1 protein-coding gene is annotated in these 19250 nt (G+C 69.1%); it reads left to right on the top strand.

From position 1 onward, the window contains the following. Positions 1-5 precede the first annotated feature (5 nt). A complete protein-coding gene (locus WIX39_RS12660) occupies positions 6-19241 on the top strand; it encodes an Ig-like domain-containing protein (RefSeq protein WP_409195110.1) in 19236 nt (6411 codons plus the stop codon). Positions 19242-19250: the final 9 nt, after the last annotated feature.

The following is a 19250-nucleotide window of genomic DNA, read 5'->3' as shown; positions in this document are numbered from 1 at the left end:
AGAAGATGTTTTCGTTGGAAGTAATTGCTAAGCGTGGTGGAGAAGTCAGCCAAATCCTGGTGAACGAGGTCTCCTTGAAAGCGGCCTCGGTCGTTCGAATTGGCCTGTCGAGTGACAGGATCAAAGGCATGCGTCGTGTCGGCAATGATCTGGTCGTGACCGCTGTTTCGGGCGAGGTCATCACCATTCATGACTTCTTCACCGCTTTCGACGGAAACAGGAACGACCTGGTACTGAACGACGATCAAGAGGGCATGTGGCTCGCCGAAATCAGCGACAACCAGGGCGACCTGGCGGTGGAGTACTTGGATATCGATTCCATCGAGCCATTGCTGCTGCACCAGGACTTCGAGCTCGGCCTCGTGCCTTTTCTGGTTGGCGGCGCTCTGGCGGGAGGAGTTGCCTTCGCCAGCAGGGGCGACGACTTTCAGGCGTTCGTCTTCCCCTCTGCGCTGCCGGCACCGGGCGACACCATTCCGCCCGCGGCTCCCACGATCAATCCGACCAACGGCAAGCTGATCACAGGCTTGGCCGAAGCCGGCTCCGTGATCACCATCAAGGACGACTCGGGCAACATCATCGGCAGCACCACCGCCGCGTCCGACGGCACGTACACCATCGCCCCGGCGAATCCGCCGAAGGACGGCACGGCTCTGCACGCCGTCGCCACCGATGCAGCCGGCAACGCCAGCCCCGAGGCCACGGCCGCGGTCGACGGCAAGCCGCCGGTCATCGGCATCGCCATCCTCAATGACGCCAACAAGGATGGCTTCATCAACGCCAGCGAGAAAGGCGCCGATGTGACGGTGCAGGTCACGCTGGTGTCCGGCGCGACCGCGGGCGACGTCATCACACTTGCTGCAGGCACGGCCTCGTCCAGCATCACCCTGACCGCAGCGGACGTCGCCAACGGCTTTGTCAACGCCTCCTTCGCCAATCCGGTGGAAGGCGACGCGATCAGCGTGAGCGCAACCAGCCGCGACATGGCCGGCAACGTTTCCCCACCGGTGACGACAGGAAACGTCCGCCTCGACACCAGCGCTCCCGGCGCGCCTGCCATCGGTGCTGCCTCGGACGACATGGGCCCGGTGCAGGGGCCGCTCGCCAGTGGCGGCATCACCGACGACACCACGCCCACCCTGACCGGCAGCGGCGCAACGCCGGGCGACGTCATCAAGGTCTACGACAACGGAAGCGCCATCGGCAGCACGACGGTCAGGGCCGACGGCGGCTGGAGCTTCACGCCGCCCAAGCCTCTGCCGGAGGGGACGCATCGGCTCACCACCACCGCCGTCGACCCCGCCGGCAACGAGAGCAGGCCTTCGGCCGCCTTCACGGTCGAGGTGGACACCACGCCGCCTGCGGCGCTGGAAGCCTCCGTCATCCAGGTGCTGGACGACATAGGCGCCGTGCGCGGCCCCATTGCGGCGGGTGCGCAGACCGACGACAGCAAGCCGGAATACGTGGGCAAGGCCGACCCGGCGCAAGTTTCGAGCGTCAGGGTCTACGACAACGGCACGCTGATCGGCAGCACGGCGGTGAACGCCGACGGCACCTGGCGCTTCACGCCCGCACTGCCCCTGTCCACCGGTGCGCACAGCTTCACCGCGCAAGCGGTCGATGTGGCAGGCAACGCCAGCCCTCTCACACCGGCGTCCACCTTCACCCTGCTGGGTGATGCCCCTGCCGCGCCGGCCATCGTCGGCGTGAGCGACAACAAGGGCAGCATCAACGGGAACATCGCCAAAGATGCCAGCACCGACGACAACACCCCCACGCTGAGCGGCACGGGCACCGTCGGCACGGTCGTCACCGTGTACGCCGACGGCGTGGCCGTGGGTTCGGCCAGCGTGGCCGCCAACGGCACCTGGAGCGTCACGACCGATCCTTTGACCGGCGACGGCGTCAAGAACCTGAGCGCCATCGCAGTCGACGGCGCGGGCCAGGCCAGCCCCGCAACCGGCGACTACCCGATCGTGCTCGACACCACGGCGCCGGCGACACCGGCCACCCTCGTGGCCACGGACGACCAGGGCGCAGTCACCGGCGCCATCCTCGCCGGCGGCTCCACCGACGACGCATCGCCCACCTTCAGCGGCACCGGCGCCAGGACCGGGGACATCGCCAAGCTGTATGACGGCGCCACCCCCATCGGCAGCACCGCGGTCAAGGCCGACGGCAGCTGGAGCCTCACGCCGGACAAACCCCTGGGCCAGGGCGCGCACAGCATCACGCACACGCTCACCGATGCCGCGGGCAACACCAGCGCCGCCAGCGCGCCGCTGGCTTTCACGGTCGACACATCGAATGTTGTGGTCAGCGTCGGCCACGCGGTGGACGACCAGGGCAGCAAACAAGGCAACCTCGCTCCAGGGGCTCTCACCGACGACACCACTCCCACGCTCGTGGGCACGGCAACGGCCATGGCCGTCGTGACCGTCACGGAAAACGCGACTGTCATCGGTTCCACCACGGCGGATGGCAACGGCAACTGGCGTCTCACGCTGCCGGCACAGGCCGAAGGCACGCACAAGTACACGGCCACCGCGGTGAACGCGGCAGGCACCAAGGGCGAAGCCTCGCTCTCGCTCACCATCGACACGACGGCACCGACCGCGCCCTCCATCGCCAAGGCCATCGACGACGTCGGTTCGGTGCAGGGCCCGTTGACGAGCGGCAGTTCGACCGACGACACCACGCCCACGCTGACCGGCAGCGGCGCAACGCCAGGCGACGTCATCAGGGTCTACGACAACGCCAGCCCCATCGGCAGCGCGACGGTGCTGGCCGATGGCAGCTGGAGCTTCACGCCGACCACGCCGCTGGCCGAAGGCACGCATCGCCTCAGCACGTCGGCCATCGATGCCGCCGGCAACGAAAGCCCGCGTTCGGGCGACTTCACGGTCGACGTGGACACCACGCCGCCCTCGCGGCCGGACGCCTCGCTCATCCAGGTGCTGGACGACGTGGGCGCCGTGCAGGGGCCCATCGCCTCCGGCGCACAGACCGACGACAGCCGGCCGACCTACACCGGCAAGGCCGACCCCGCGCAGGTGTCGAGCATCAACGTCTACGACAACGGCTCGCTGATCGGCAGCACTGCCGTGAACGCGGACGGTACCTGGCGCTTCGAGCCCGCGCTTCCGCTGTCCACGGGCGCGCACAGCCTCACCGCGCAGGCCGTGGATGCGGCGGGCAATGCCAGCGCCCTCACGCCCGCTTCGACCTTCACGCTGCTGGGCACCGCGCCCGCGGCACCGGCCATCACCGGCGTGAGCGACAACAGGGGCGGCGTGACCGGCAACATCGCCAAGGACACCAGCACCGACGACAACACCCCCACGCTCAGCGGCACCGGCTCCGTCGGCACGGTCGTGACCGTGTACGCCGACGGCGTTGCCGTGGGCTCGGCCAGCGTGGCCGCCAATGGCACCTGGAGCGTGACCACCGACCCGCTGGGTGCCGACGGGGTCAAGAACCTGAGCGCCATCGCGGTCGACGGCGCGGGCCAGGCCAGTCCTGCCACGGGCATCTATCCGATCGTGCTCGACACCGCGCCTCCCGCCACCCCGGGCGTGGTCGTGGCAACGGACAAGGTTGGCGCGGTGCAAGGCACGGTCGCGTCCGGCGGCACCACGGACGACGTCTCGCCCACTTTCAGCGGCAGCGGCGTCAAGGCCGGAGACACCGTCAGGGTGTACGACGGCGCCACCCTCATCGGCAGCGCCACGGTCGCGACCGATGGCGGCTGGAGCGTCACGCCCGCCGCGTCCTTGGGCGCGGGCCTGCACAGCATCACGCAAACGGTCACCGATGCCGCGGGCAACACCAGCGCCGCCAGCGCGCCGCTGGCTTTCACGGTCGACACCTCCGACGTCATCGTCAGCGTCAAGCAGGCCCAGGAGCGCACGTCGGGGCGCGGAGCAAGGCAGATTGCCGGGCTCACCAACGACACCACACCGACGCTCGCGGGCAAGGCCACGGCCGGCGCGGTCGTCACGGTCACCGAAGGCGCTGCAGTTCTCGGCTCCGCCACGGCGGACGCCAGCGGCAACTGGAGCCTCACGCTGCCGGAACAGGCCGAGGGTGCACACGAATACAAGGCCACCGCGGTGAACGCCGCCGGCACCAACGGGCAGGCCATCCTCGGCCTGACCATCGACACCACGCCGCCGAAGATTCCTGCCATCGACCAGGCCACGGACGACGTGGGCACGTTGCAGGGCCCCCTCGCGAACGGAGGCGCCAGCGACGACACCACGCCCACGCTCACCGGCAGCGGCGCAACCGCCGGCGATGCCATCACGGTCTACGACAACGGCAGCGCCGTCGGCAGCACCACGGTCAAGGCCGACGGCAGCTGGAGCTTCACGCCCACCACGCCGCTGGCCGAGGGAGCGCACCGGCTCACGACCACGGCCACGGATCCCGTGGGCAACGAGAGCAAGCCGTCGAGCGACTTCGTGATCACCGTGGACACCGTCGCTCCGGCCACGCCGGTCGCGGCAACCGGCTATGCCGACAACGTCGGCGCCATCCAGAACCCGGCCAGCACCGCCAGGATCACCGACGACACCACGCCGGGCATCAACATCGGGACGCTGCTCAACGGCCTCACGCCCTCGCTGTATGTCGATGGCACCAAGGTCGCCTCGACCTATGACCCGGTCGCAGGCACGCTGACGCCCAATGTCCCGCTCGGCGACGGCGCGCACCAGCTCGGCTACACGCTGACCGACGCCGCCGGCAACGAGAGCATGCAGGCGCCCGCGCTCGCCGTCACCGTCAGCACGAACGCTCCGGCCGCGCCTGTTGCGGCAAGCGGCTATGCCGACAACGTGGGCGCCGTCCAGAGCCCGAACAGCACCGCGCCGGCCACCGACGACGCCACGCCGGGACTCAACATCGCACCGGTGCCATCCGGCTCCACGCCTTCGCTGTACGTCGACGGCACCAAGGTCGCCGCGACCTATGACCCGGCCCTCGGCACGCTGACGCCGGATGCCCCGCTCGCAGAAGGCGCGCACCGCCTCAGCTACACGCTGACCAATACGGCCGGCAACGAGAGCGCCCAGGCGCCGGCGCTTGCCGTCGTCGTCGACAAGACCGCCCCGGTCGCGCCGGTCATGCCGACGAGCTATGCCGACGACATCGGCACCGTACGGAACCCGGCCAGCACCGCGCCGAGCACCGACGACAGCATGCCCGGGCTCAACATCGGCACGGTACCCGCCGACACGACGCCTTCGCTGTATGTCGACGGCACCAAGGTCGCAGCGACATATGACCCGGCCGCAGGCACGCTGACACCGAACGCGCCGCTGGCCGAGGGCTCGCACCGCCTCAGCTACACGCTGACCGATGCGGCCGGCAACGAGAGCGCGCCTTCGGGCGCTCTCGTGGTCAGCATGGACATCACGCCGCCCCCGGCGCTCGACGCTTCGGTGCTGCAGGTGCTGGACGACGTGGGTTCGACGCAGGGCCCCATCGCTTCCGGGGCACAGACCGACGACAGCAAGCCCACCTACGCGGGCAAGGCGGACACTGCACAAGTGGCCAGCGTGAATGTCTACGACAACGGCATGCTGCTGGGCAGCACGGCGGTCAACGCCGACGGCACATGGCGCTTCACGCCGGCGCTGCCCCTGGCAACCGGCCCGCACAGCTTCACCGCGCAGGCCGTGGATGCAGCAGGCAACGTCAGCGCCGCCACGCCCGCCTCCACCTTCACCCTGCTGGGCGACGCGCCCGCGGCCCCCGCCATCACCGGCGTGAGCGACGACAAGGGCAGCGTCAGCGGCAGCATCGCGCAGAACGCGAGCACCGACGACAACACGCCCACGTTGAGCGGCACCGGTACCGTCGGCACGGTCGTCACCGTCTATGCCGACGGCGTGGCCGTGGGCTCCACCAGCGTGGCCGCCAACGGCACCTGGAGCGTGACCACCAGCCCGCTGAGCGGCGACGGCGTCAAGAACCTCAAGGCCATCGCCGTGGATGGCGCCGGCCAGGCCAGCCCGGCCACGGGCGACTACCCGATCGTGCTCGACACCACGGCGCCGGCCACTCCGGCCACCGTCGTGGCCACGGACGACCAGGGCGCTGTCACCGGCGCCATCCCCGCCGGCGGCTCCACCGACGACGCCTCGCCCACCTTCAGCGGCAGCGGCGCCAGGGCCGGCGATACCGTCAAGCTGTATGACGGCGCCGCCCTCATCGGCAGCACCGCCGTCAAGGCCGACGGCACCTGGAGCCTCACGCCCGAGAAGCCACTTGCCAAAGGCGCGCACAGCATCACGCACACGCTCACCGATGCCGCGGGCAACACCAGCGCCGCCAGCGCACCGCTGAGCTTCGCGGTCGATACCTCCGGCGTCGTCGTCAGCATCACCCACGCGGTGGACGACCAGGGCAGCAAGCAGGGCAACCTCGCCCCGGGCGCCGTCACGGACGACACCACGCCCACCCTGGTGGGCACGGCAACGGCCGGCTCCATCATCACGATCAGGGAAGACTCGAGCGCCCTGGGCTCCACCACGGCGGACACCAACGGCAACTGGAGCCTCGCGCTGCCAGTGCAGGCCGAAGGTGCGCACAGGTACACCGCCACCGCCGTGAACGCCGCCGGCACCAAGGGCGAAGCCACGCTGGCCCTGACCATCGACACCACCGCTCCCAACGTGCCCACCATCGCCAAGGCCACGGACGACGTCGGCTCGGTGCAAGGCCCGCTCGCGACCGGCGGTGCCAGCGACGACACCACGCCCACGCTCTCCGGCGCAGGAGCGACGCCCGGGGACGTCATCAAGGTCTACGACAACGGCAGCCCCATCGGCAGCACCACGGTGCAGGCCGACGGAAGCTGGAGCTTCACGCCCACCACGCCGCTGGCAGAAGGCACGCACCAGCTCATCACCACTTCCATCGACCCCGTGGGCAACGAAAGCAAGCCTTCGGGATCATTCGTCGTCAACGTAGACACCACCGCGCCAGGCACGCCAGTCGCGGCAACCGGCTATGCCGACAACGTCGGCGCCATCCAGAGCCCGGCCAGCACCGCCAGGATCACCGACGACACCACGCCGGGCATCAACATCGGCACGGTGGACGCAGACCTCAAACCCTCGCTGTATGTCGACGGCATCAAGGTCGCCTCGACCTATGACCCGGTCGCAGGCACGCTGACACCGAACGTCCCTCTCGGCGACGGCGCGCACCAGATCGGCTACACGCTGACCGACGCCGCCGGCAACGAGAGCAAGCCGGCGCCCGCACTCGCCGTTACCGTCAGCACGAACGCTCCGGCCGCTCCGGTTGCGGCAAGCGGCTATGCCGACAACGTCGGCGCCGTCCAGAGCCCGAACAGCACCGCGCCGACGACCGACGACACCACGCCCGGCATCAACATCGGCACCGTGACCAAAGACTTCACGCCCGCGCTGTATGTCGACGGCACCAAGGTCGCGTCGACCTACGACCCGGTCACCGGCACGCTCACGCCGACCACCGCCCTGCCCGAAGGTGCGCACCAGATCAGCTATACGTTGACCGATACCGCCGGCAACGAGAGCAAGCCGGCACCGGCGCTGTCCCTGGCAGTCGACAAGAGCGCTCCGGCCATTCCGGCCATTGGCGCCGCGTCCGACAACATGGGCTCCGTGCAGGGCCCGCTCGCCAACGGAAGTTCCACCGACGACACCACGCCCACGCTCTCCGGCAACGGCGCAACGCCGGGCGACGTCATCAAGGTCTATGACAACGCCACCCCCATCGGCAGCACGACGGTGCAGCCGGACGGTAGCTGGAGCTTCACGCCGGCCACCCCGCTGACCGAAGGCACGCATCGACTCACCACCACGGCCGTCGACCCGGCCGGCAACGAGAGCGCGCCATCGGGTGCCTTCACGGTCAGCGTGGACACCACCGCGCCCGCGACGCTGGACGCCTCGAAGATCCAGGTGCTGGACGACGTGGGCGTCGTGCAGGGCCCCATCGCCTCGGGCGCTCAAACCGACGACAGCAAGCCTGAATACGTCGGCAAGGCAGACCCGGCCCAGGTCGCCAGCGTCAACGTCTACGACAACGGCAAGCTCATCGGCAGCACGGCGGTCAACGCCGATGGCACATGGCGCTTCACGCCGGCGCTGCCCCTGACGACCGGCCCGCACAGCCTCACCGCGCAAGCCGTGGATGCAGCAGGCAACGTCAGCGCCGCCACGCCCGCCTCTACCTTCACCCTGCTGGGCGACGCGCCCGCGGCTCCCGCCATCACCGGCGTGAGCGACGACAAGGGCAGCATCAGCGGCAGCATCGCGCAGAACGCGAGCACCGACGACAACACCCCAACGCTCAGCGGCACCGGCACCGTCGGCACGGTCGTCACCGTCTATGCCGACGGCGTGGCCGTGGGCTCGACCAGCGTGGCCGCCAACGGCACCTGGAGCGTGACCACCAGCCCGCTGAGCGGCGACGGCATCAAGAACCTCAAGGCCATCGCCGTGGACGGCGCCGGCCAGGCCAGCCCGGCCACGGGTGCATATCCGATCGTGCTGGACACCACGCCGCCAGCCACGCCCATTTCGGTCGTGGCCACGGACGACCAGGGCGCGGTCACCGGCGCCATCCCCGCCGGCGGCTCCACCGACGACGCCTCGCCCACCTTCAGCGGCAGCGGTGCCAAGGCCGGCGACGTCGTCAAGGTGTACGACGGCGCCGCACTCATCGGCAGCGCCGCTGTGGCGAGCGATGGAAAGTGGAGCCTCGCGCTCAGCACACCGCTGGGCGATGGCGCGCACAGCATCACCCACACCCTCACAGACGCCGCGGGCAATACCAGCGCAGCCAGCGCCCCTCTGGCTTTCGCGGTCGACACCGCGAATGTCGTCGTCAGCGTCGGCCACGCGGTGGACGACCAGGGCAGCAAGCAGGGCAACCTCGCTCCCGGCGCACTCACGGACGACACCACGCCCACGCTCGTGGGCAAGGCAACGCGCGGTGCCATCGTGACCGTCCATGAAGAATCGGTCGTGCTCGGCTCCACCACGGCGGACACCAACGGCAACTGGAGCCTCACGCTGCCGGCGCAGGTCGAAGGTACGCACAAGTACACGGCCACCGCGGTGAACGCGGCGGGCACCAAGGGCGAAGCCTCGCTCTCGCTGACCATCGACACCACCGCTCCCAACGTGCCCGCCATCGGCAAGGCCACCGACGACGTCGGTTCCGTGCAAGGCCGGCTCATGACTGGCGGCTACAGCGACGACACCACGCCCACCCTCTCCGGCGAAGGGGCGACGCCCGGCGACGTCATCAAGGTCTACGACAACGGCAGCGCCATCGGCAGCACCACGGTCAAGGCCGACGGGAGCTGGAGCTTCACGCCGACCACGCCGCTGGCAGAAGGCACGCACCAGCTCACCGCCACGGCCATCGACCCGGTCGGCAACGAGAGTCCGCGTTCGGGCGCCTTCGTCGTGAATGTCGACACCACCGCGCCAGGCACGCCGGTCGCGGCAACCGGCTATGCCGACAACGTCGGCGCGATCCAGAATCCGGCCAGCAATGCCGCGACCACCGACGACACCACGCCCGGACTCAACATCGGCCCGGTATCCGCGGACCTCACACCCTCGCTGTATGTCGATGGCGTCAAGGTCGCCTCGACCTATGACCCGGTCGCAGGCACGCTGACACCGAACGTCCCGCTCGGCGATGGCGCGCACCAGATCGGCTACACGCTGACCGATGCCGCCGGCAACGAGAGCGGGCAGGCCCCTGCGCTGTCCGTCGCCGTCCGCACTGGCGCGCCAGGCGCGCCGTCCACTCCGGCAGGCTACGCCGACAACGTCGGCGCCATCCAGAGCCCGGCCAGCACCGCGCCGACCACCGACGACGCCACGCCCGGCCTCAACATCGGTCCGGTGTCCAGCGGCTTGACGCCGTCTCTGTACGTGGACGACGCCAAGGTCGCTGCGAGCTATGACCCCGTGAGCGGCACGCTGACACCGAACACCCCCCTGGCCGAAGGCGAGCACCGGATCAGCTACACGCTGACCGACACGGCCGGCAACGAGAGCAGGCAGGCCCCGGCACTCGTGGTCACGGTCGACAGGACCGCGCCGACGGCACCGAAGGTCCCGGCGAGCTATGCCGACAACGTCGGCACCATCCAGAGCCCGGCAAGCACCGCCGCGACCACCGACGACGCGATGCCCGGCATCAACATCGGCACGGTGGCGTCCGGCTCGACACCGTCGCTGTATGTGGACGGAGCCAGGGTCGCCGCAATCCACGACGCCGCGAGCGGCACGCTGACACCGAGCGCGCCCCTGGCCGAAGGCTCGCACCGCCTCAGCTATACGCTGACCGATGCGGCCGGCAACGAGAGCCCCCAGTCGGGCGCCCTCGTGATCGACGTGGACACCACGGTGCCCGCGACGCTGGACGCCTCGAAGATCCAGGTGCTGGACGACGTGGGCGCCGTGCAGGGGCCCATCGCCTCGGGCGCCCAGACCGACGACAGCAAGCCTGAATACATCGGCAAGGCAGACCCGGCCCAGGTCGCCAGCGTCAACGTCTACGACAACGGCAAGCTCATCGGCAGCACGGCGGTCAACGCCGATGGCACTTGGCGCTTCACGCCCGCGCTGCCCCTGACGACCGGCCCGCATAGCTTCACCGCGCAGGCCGTGGATGCAGCGGGCAACGTCAGCGCCATCACGCCCGCATCGACCTTCACCCTGCTGGGCGACGCGCCCGCGGCTCCCGCCATCACCGGCGTGAGCGACGACAAGGGCAGCGTCAGCGGCAGCATCGCGCAGAACGCGAGCACCGACGACAACACGCCCACGTTGAGCGGCACCGGTACCGTCGGCACGGTCGTCACCGTCTATGCAGACGGCGTGGCCGTGGGCTCGACCAGCGTGGCCGCCAACGGCACCTGGAGCGTGACCACCAGCCCGCTGAGCGGCGACGGCGTCAAGAACCTCAAGGCCATCGCCGTGGACGGCGCCGGCCAGGCCAGCCCGGCCACGGGCGACTACCCCATCGTGCTCGACACCACGGCACCGGCCACTCCGGCCACCGTCGTGGCCACGGACGACCAGGGCGCTGTCACCGGCGCCATCCCCGCCGGCGGCTCCACCGACGACGCATCGCCCACCTTCAGCGGCAGCGGCGCCAGGGCCGGCGATACCGTCAAGCTGTATGACGGCGCCGCCCTCATCGGCAGCACCGCCGTCAAGGCCGACGGCACCTGGAGCCTCACGCCCGAGAAGCCACTTGCCAAAGGCGCGCACAGCATCACGCACACGCTCACCGATGCCGCGGGCAACACCAGTGCCGCCAGCGCACCGCTGAGCTTCACGGTCGATACCTCCGGCGTCGTCGTCAGCATCACCCATGCGGTGGACGACCAGGGCAGCAAGCAGGGCAACCTCGCCCCGGGCGCTGTCACGGACGACACCACGCCCACCCTGGTGGGCACGGCAACGGCCGGCTCCATCATCACGATCAGGGAAGACTCGAGCGCCTTGGGCTCCACCACGGCGGACACCAACGGCAACTGGAGCCTCGCGCTGCCGGTGCAGGCCGAAGGTGCGCACAAGTACACGGCCACAGCGGTGAACGCGGCAGGCACCAAGGGCGAAGCCACGCTGGCCCTGACCATCGACACCACCGCTCCCAACGTGCCCACCATCGCCAAGGCCACGGACGACGTCGGCTCGGTGCAAGGCCCGCTCGCGACCGGCGGTGCCAGCGACGACACCACGCCCACGCTCTCCGGCGCAGGAGCGACGCCCGGGGACGTCATCAAGGTCTACGACAACGGCAGCCCCATCGGCAGCACCACGGTGCAGGCCGACGGCAGTTGGAGCTTCACCCCCACCACGCCGCTGGCAGAAGGCACGCACCAGCTCACCACCACTTCCATCGACCCCGTGGGCAACGAAAGCAAGCCCTCGGGCTCGTTCGTCGTCAACGTCGACACCACGCCACCCACCGCCAAGGCCACGCTCAGCGCGATCGGCACCGACACCGGCACGAGCAGCAGCGACTTCGTCACCAGCGATCGCACGCTCGTAGCCACGGTCACAGTCGACAAGGCCATGGAGCCCGGCGCCACGGTGCAGATATCCCTGGACAACGGAAGGACCTGGAACAAGGCCTCGCTGGTCGGCGGCGATAACTACCAGTTCGACAACACCGCCACGGCCCTGGCCGATGGCAGCCACACGTTCCTGGCACGCGTGGTGGACGCCGCAGGCAATGCGGGCTCGCCCACCTCGCAAGTCGTCGTCATCGACACCAGCGCACCGACTGCCGACAACGCCGTCGCCATCACCGCCTACATCGACGACGTCGCGCCCAACACCGGCGAGTACGGCACCGGCACCAGCACGAACGACACGACGCCGACGCTCAAGGGCACCGTCTCTGGCCTGAAGACCGGCGACGTCGTCCAGATCTACGAAGGCACCACGCTGCTGGGCACGGCCACCGTGTCCGGTTCCGCCTGGACCTTCGCCACGCCGGCTCTGGCCGACGGCAGCACCCACAGCTACACGGCGGCAATCGCCGATGCCGCGGGCAACAGGGGCACGGCCTCGGGAGCCTTCTCGCTGACGGTGGACACCACCGTGCCGACGCAGGCCGTCACCATCGTTTCCTACACCGACGACATCGGCACCAACCGGGGCGACTTCGCCAGCGGCACGAGCACCGACGACACCGCACCGGTGCTCAACGGCAAGCTGAGCGAGGCCATCGGCGCCACCGACGTGGTTCGGATCTACGAAGGCACGACCCTGCTGGGCACCGCCACCGTCACGGGCACGAGCTGGATCTTCGCCGTTCCGGCCCTGGCCAGCGGCAGCACCCACAGCTACACCGCGGCAATCGCCGACGCGGCGGGCAACGTCGGCGCAGCCTCCCCGGCCTTCACGCTGACCGTGGACACCACGCCGCCAGCACAGAGCGTGACCATCACCGCCTACACCGACGACGTCGGCACCAACCGGGGCGACTTTGCCAGCGGCACCACCACCGACGACATGACCCCGCTGCTGCGCGGCACGCTGAGCGAAGCCATCGGCGCGACCGACGTGGTGCGGATCTACGAAGGCACGGCGCTGCTCGGTACCGCCACGGTCACGGGCACCAGCTGGACCTTCGCCACGCCCGCGCTGGCCAACGGCAGCACCCACACCTACAAGGCGGTGGTAGCCGATGCGGCAGGCAACCAGGGCGCGGCTTCGAGCGCCTTCACGCTGACCGTGAGCACGTCCGCGCCCGCGCAGACCACGACCATCACCGCCTACACCGACAACGTCGGGCCCATCCAGGGAGACTTCGCCAGCGGCACGAGCACGGACGACACCACGCCCGTGCTTCGCGGAGAACTGGGCACGGCCATCGGCGCCACCGATACAGTGCGCGTCTACGAAGGCACCACGCTGCTGGGCACCGCCACCGTGACCGGCACCCGCTGGAGCTTTGCCACGTCCACGCTGGCCGAAGGCAGCACGCACAGCTACATGGCGGTCGTCACGGATGCCGCCGGCAACGAAGGCGCGCCCTCCTCGCGCTTCACGCTGACGGTCGACACGACCGCGCCGACGCAGGCGGTGGCCATCACGAGCTATCTCGACAACCAAGACCCGCAGCAAGGCACATTCGCATCCGGCAGCAAGACCAACGACACCGCGCCGCAGCTCAACGGCACGCTCGCAGGCACGCTGGGCGCAGGTGAAGTGGTGGCGCTGTACCGCGACGGCGTGCGCCTCGGCGCCGCCACCATGACGGGCGCCGCGACCTGGACCTTCCAGGACACCGGCCTCGTCGACGGCACCAGCTACAGCTACACCGCGCGCGTCGAGGATGCGGCGGGCAACCGCGGCGGCGCCTCGGCAGTCTTCACCCTCGTCGTCGACCAGAGCGCTCCCTCGGCGGCACCGTCCATCGACAGCATCACGGACGACGTGATGCCGGTCACCGGGCCGATCACGTCCGGCAGCACGACCAACGACACCCGCCCCGAGCTCAAGGGCTCCGGCGCGGAGCCGAACGGCACCGTGAGGATCTACGACAGCGGCAGGCTGATCGGCACTGCCACGGCCGACGGCACGGGCACATGGAGCTTCACCCCCGCGGCGGGATCGGAGCTCTCCAACGGCGCGCACAGCCTGACGGTGAGCAACGTCGATACGCCTGGCAACGAAGGGCCGAAGTCGGTCCCCGTGACCTTCACCGTCGACACGGTGGCGCCAGCCACGCCGCCCTCCATCGACAGCGCCACGGACGACGTCGCACCTGTCGTCGGCCCGATCAGCGCGGGCAGCACGACCAACGACGCGCGCCCCGAGCTGAAGGGCACGGGTGCCGAGCCGAATGGCACCGTCAGGGTCTACGACAACGGCGCGCTGATCGGCTCCGCCACGGCAGACGGCACCGGCAAATGGAGCTTCACGCCCGAGATGGGCAAGGAACTCGCCAATGGCGCGCACAGCCTGGCGGTGAGCAGCGTCGACGCGGCCGGCAACGAAGGGCCGAAGTCGGCACCGCTGGCGTTCACGGTCGACACCGTCGCTCCAACGGCGGCGCCCTCGATCGACGCCCTCATCGACGACACGGAGCCGGTCACCGGCCCGGTCACCCCCGGCGGCACGACCAACGACACCCGTCCCGAGCTCAAGGGCGCGGGGGCGGAGCCCAACGGCATCGTCAGGGTCTACGACAACGGTGCGTTGATCGGCAGCGCCACCGCGGACGCGGCGGGCAAGTGGAGCTTCACGCCCGAGGCTGGCAAGGAACTGGCCAACGGCGCGCACAGCCTGGCGGCGAGCAACGTCGACGCCGCGGGCAACGAAGGGCCGAAGTCGGCACCGACGGCTTTCACGGTCGCCACGGTTGCGCCCACTGGTGCGCCTTCCATCGACAGCGTCACGGACGATGTCGCACCGGCCACCGGCCCGATCGTCTCGGGCAGCACGACCAACGACACCCGTCCCGAGCTGAAGGGCTCGGGCGCGCAGCCGAACGGCACCGTCAGGATCTACGACAACGGCGCGCTGATCGGCTCCACCACGGCGGACGCCTCGGGCAAGTGGAGTTTCACGCCCGAAGCCGGCAAGGAACTGGCCAACGGCGCGCACAGCCTGACGGTGAGCAACGTCGACGCGGCCGGCAACGAGGGGCCGAAGTCCACGCCGCTGGCCTTCACGGTCGACACGGTCGTTCCCTCCACGACGCCGTCCATCGACAGCGTCACGGATGACGTCGCGCCGGTTACCGGCCCGATCACCTCGGGCAGCACGACGAACGACGCCCGCCCCGAGCTGAAGGGCTCGGGCGCGGAGCCGAACGGCACCGTCAGGGTCTACGACAACGGTGCGCTGATCGGCACCGCCGCGGCAGACGCCTCGGGCAAGTGGAGCTTCACGCCCGAGGCTGGCAAGGAACTGGCCAATGGCGCGCACAGCCTGGCGGTGAGCAACGTCGACGCCGCAGGCAACGAAGGACCGAAGTCGGCGCCCGTGGCCTTCACGGTCGACACCGTCGCACCCTCCACGGCGCCGTCCATCGACAGCGTCACGGATGACGTCGCGCCGGTCACCGGCCCGATCATCCCGGGCGGCACGACCAATGATGCCCGCCCCGAGCTGAAGGGCTCGGGCGCGGAGCCCAATGGCACCGTCAGGATCTACGACAACGGCGCGCTCATCGGCACCGCCACGGCGGACGCCTCGGGCAAGTGGAGCTTCACGCCCGAAGCCGGCAAGGAGCTGGCCAACGGCGCGCACAGCCTGACCACGAGCAATGTCGATGCTGCGGGCAACGAGGGGCCGAAGTCGGCACCGCTGGCCTTCGCAGTCGACACGGTGGCTCCCTCCTCGGCACCTTCCATCGACAGCTTGATGGACGGCGTCGCGCCGGTCACCGGCCCGATCGCCTCGGGCAGCACGACCAACGAAACCCGACCTGTGTTGAAGGGCGCGGGAGCGGAGCCCAACGGCACGGTCAGGATCTACGACAACGGCACGCTGATCGGCTCCGCCAGCGCCGACGGCGCGGGCAACTGGAGTTTCACGCCCGAAGCCGGCAAGGAGCTGGCCAACGGCGCGCACAGCCTGGCGGTGAGCAACGTCGACGCGGCCGGCAACGAAGGGCCGAAGTCGGCACCGCTGGCGTTCACCGTCGACACCGTGCCACCGCCCGTGGCCACCCTGGGCCTGGACAACTACTTGGACAGCTTCGCCGCTGCAGGCACGCTGGCCGCCAATCAATCTTCCGACCGCTACAGCAACGACAACACCTTCGATCTCGTTCTGACCGGCGCCGACACCTCGGCCGCGAGCTATGAGGTGTCCACCGACGGCGGCACGGTCTGGAAGGCAACCACGGCTGCGCAAAGCAACCTGTCCGACGGAAAGTACCTGTTCCGCGCAACCCTCACCGATGCAGCCGGCAACAGCACGGCCGCGGCCAGCCTCGTCGCCGTGACCGTGGACCGGACCGCCCCCGGGCTCGATCTGCAGCGCGTCGGCGGCAGACTGGTAGCGGGCAAGACCGAAGCCGGCGCGCTGGTCGCGATCGACGTGGGCAACAACGGGTCTGTCGAGGCGAGCGTCACCGCCGATGCCGACGGCAACTGGACCTGGACGCCATCGACGTCGATCGCCGCCAACACGGTCGTCTCCGCCGTCGCCTACGACCTTGCCGGCAATGCGTCGAGCAAGGGCTCGCAAGCCGCCGACACGACCCCACCCGAGGTCACCATCCAGAAGAGCGACGGCACCCGCTTTTCGGGAACGACCTCGGACGCCGACACGCCAACGGTTTCGCCCACCTCGACGAGGCCGATCACCGTGACGCTCAGCGTCGACAGGAACGCCGACGGCGTGATCGACTACATGCTCCCCTTCACGGCCACGGTCACCGCCGACGGTGCGTGGAGCATCGACGCGTCGTCCGCGCCGGTGAATATCGGCGCGATCGTCACGGCCGTGGCACGCGACTACAACGGCAACGCCTCCGCGCCGGCAGTGGTGACGGTGGGCGGCGGCACCAGCCGGATTTCCGGCACCACCAAATCCGACAACTTCGGCTACGACGTGCAGGCCATCGGCGACTTCAACGGCGACGGCTACAACGACTTCGCGGTCGTGGCGCCCCATGGATCGTCGGCCGAGCGCAGCGCGAACAAGTGGAGCGTCAACATCCTCTACGGCAGCAAGCAAGGGCTGCCGGACCTGAGCAGTGTTTCGAACCTGCCTGGAACCGACGGACTGAAGATATTCACTTCGGGCGATATCTCCGACTCGAACATCCTGACCGCCGTCCAGGGCTATGGCGACGTGAACGGCGACGGCTATTCGGACGTGATCCTCTACGACGACAACCTGAACAGCGCCTGGGTCATCTTCGGGAGGTCTTCCGAGGGTGCAGGCTCCGCTCCGGTGAACGTGGATGTGCGCACCATCATCTCGTCCGGCGGCGACAGCAACGGCGTTGCGATCGTGCAGCGCGAGGGCGGGTCGACCTGGTTCGGCGCGGCCGGCGCGCTCGTGGACGTGAACGGCGACGGGTACGCGGACATCATCATGCAGGACTGGCAGCGGGGCACCGGCTCGTCGGGCACGGCCATCCTCTATGGTCACACCGGCGCAGCGGGCTCGGCAGCCTGGTCCAACTACTACGTCGGCTTCACCGGTTCGAGTCCGGCGAGCTATGTCTCGGACAACCGAAACTCATCGACGGAAAGCACCCGACCGCACACGATCATCTACAACGACAACACGAACGGCTACCCCACCAACGTGATGAACATCGGGGACATCAACGGCGATGGCTACGCGGACTTCGCCTACGGCATGTACAACGCCAGGAATCCAGCTGGCAACATCGATAACGCCGGCGCCATCCAGGTGATCTACGGCACGTCGAAAGGCTTCCCGCAGGATTACAGCCTGCAGACCGACTACACGAACATCAGCAATGGCTTCCGCGTCTACGGCGAACAGGCGAACCAGTACCTGGGCACCTACATCGATCCGGAACCCTACGGCTACCTGTCGAACACGGGCATGCCCATCTCCTCGGGCGACGTCAACGGGGACGGCATCGCGGACATGATCATCGGATCGCCGCAATTCGGGCCGGACGCTGGAGAGCAACGAGGGCCGGGCCGCGTCTACGTGGTCTACGGCAAGGCCGGCGGAGCGGCCTCGAACGTCAACCTCGCCAACCTCTCGTCCGCCGATGGCTTCGTCATCACGGCGTCGGACAGCACGGCGGATGCGATGTTCGGCAACGGGACTTCGGTGGGTGACTTCAACGGCGACGGCATCGACGACATCGCCATCGGCGCGCCACTGGCCGACGTGGGCGGCATCAACAACGGTGCCGTCTACATCCTGTACGGCCAGCAAGGCGGCTACTCCGGGTTCCAGAGTGTCACGGCGGCCTACAGGGGTACCCAATCGGCAACGGTATTCGACGCCAACTATCGCCAGAACGGCGACGCGAACTCCGGGTCGATGCTGGGCGTGAACGTGGCGCTGTCCGACCTGAACGGCGACGGACAGGCCGACCTGGCCCTCGGTTCCCCATACCACGACATGCCGTGGTCGGCGGCGACGGGCTACCTGGAGGTGGTCTATGCGGACGCATTCAACTTCACCAACCTGCTGACGGTCGGCGACGACGTCATCAAGGCCACCGATGGCCGGGACAGGCTTTCCGGCGGCGCCGGCAACGACGTCATCACGGGCGTGCGCACAGGCGACAGCGCCTACGGCGGCGCGGGCAACGACAGGATCCACATCGAAGAAATCAACGGCGTTGTTCGGGTGGACGGTGGCCTGGGCATAGACACCCTGGTGGTCGATGCCTCCAACATCACGCTGGACCTGGCGGCGCTTGGGCTGAAGGTGAAGGGCTTCGAGAACTTCGATCTCGGCACCGGCGCAGCCAACAAGGGCAATGCCCTCAAGCTGCGGCTCTCCGACGTCCTGAACCAGCAGAGCAGCACGGGCACGGTGAATGGCACGGGCCAGGGTCATCTGCGCGTTACCGGCGATTCAGACGATACGGTGCAGCTGCTGCATGGTTCGGACAAGTGGAGCAACACCGGATCCAGGACGGTCGATGGAGTGAACTACAACATCTATCACAACAGCACCATGGATTCGGCGAACACGCTGGGAGATATCTGGATCCAGCAGGGCATCTCGGTCATCTGAACGAAGAAA

The organism is Variovorax sp. AB1(2024), assembly GCF_037482385.2.
Lineage (GTDB): Bacteria > Pseudomonadota > Gammaproteobacteria > Burkholderiales > Burkholderiaceae_C > Variovorax.
This window is presented reverse-complemented; position numbering and strand designations above follow the sequence as displayed.

Bases quoted from the DNA above. Each gene is read 5' to 3' on its own strand.
- WIX39_RS12660 (WP_409195110.1), top strand. From the start codon at position 6: ATGTTTTCGTTGGAAGTAATTGCTAAGCGTGGTGGAGAAGTCAGCCAA.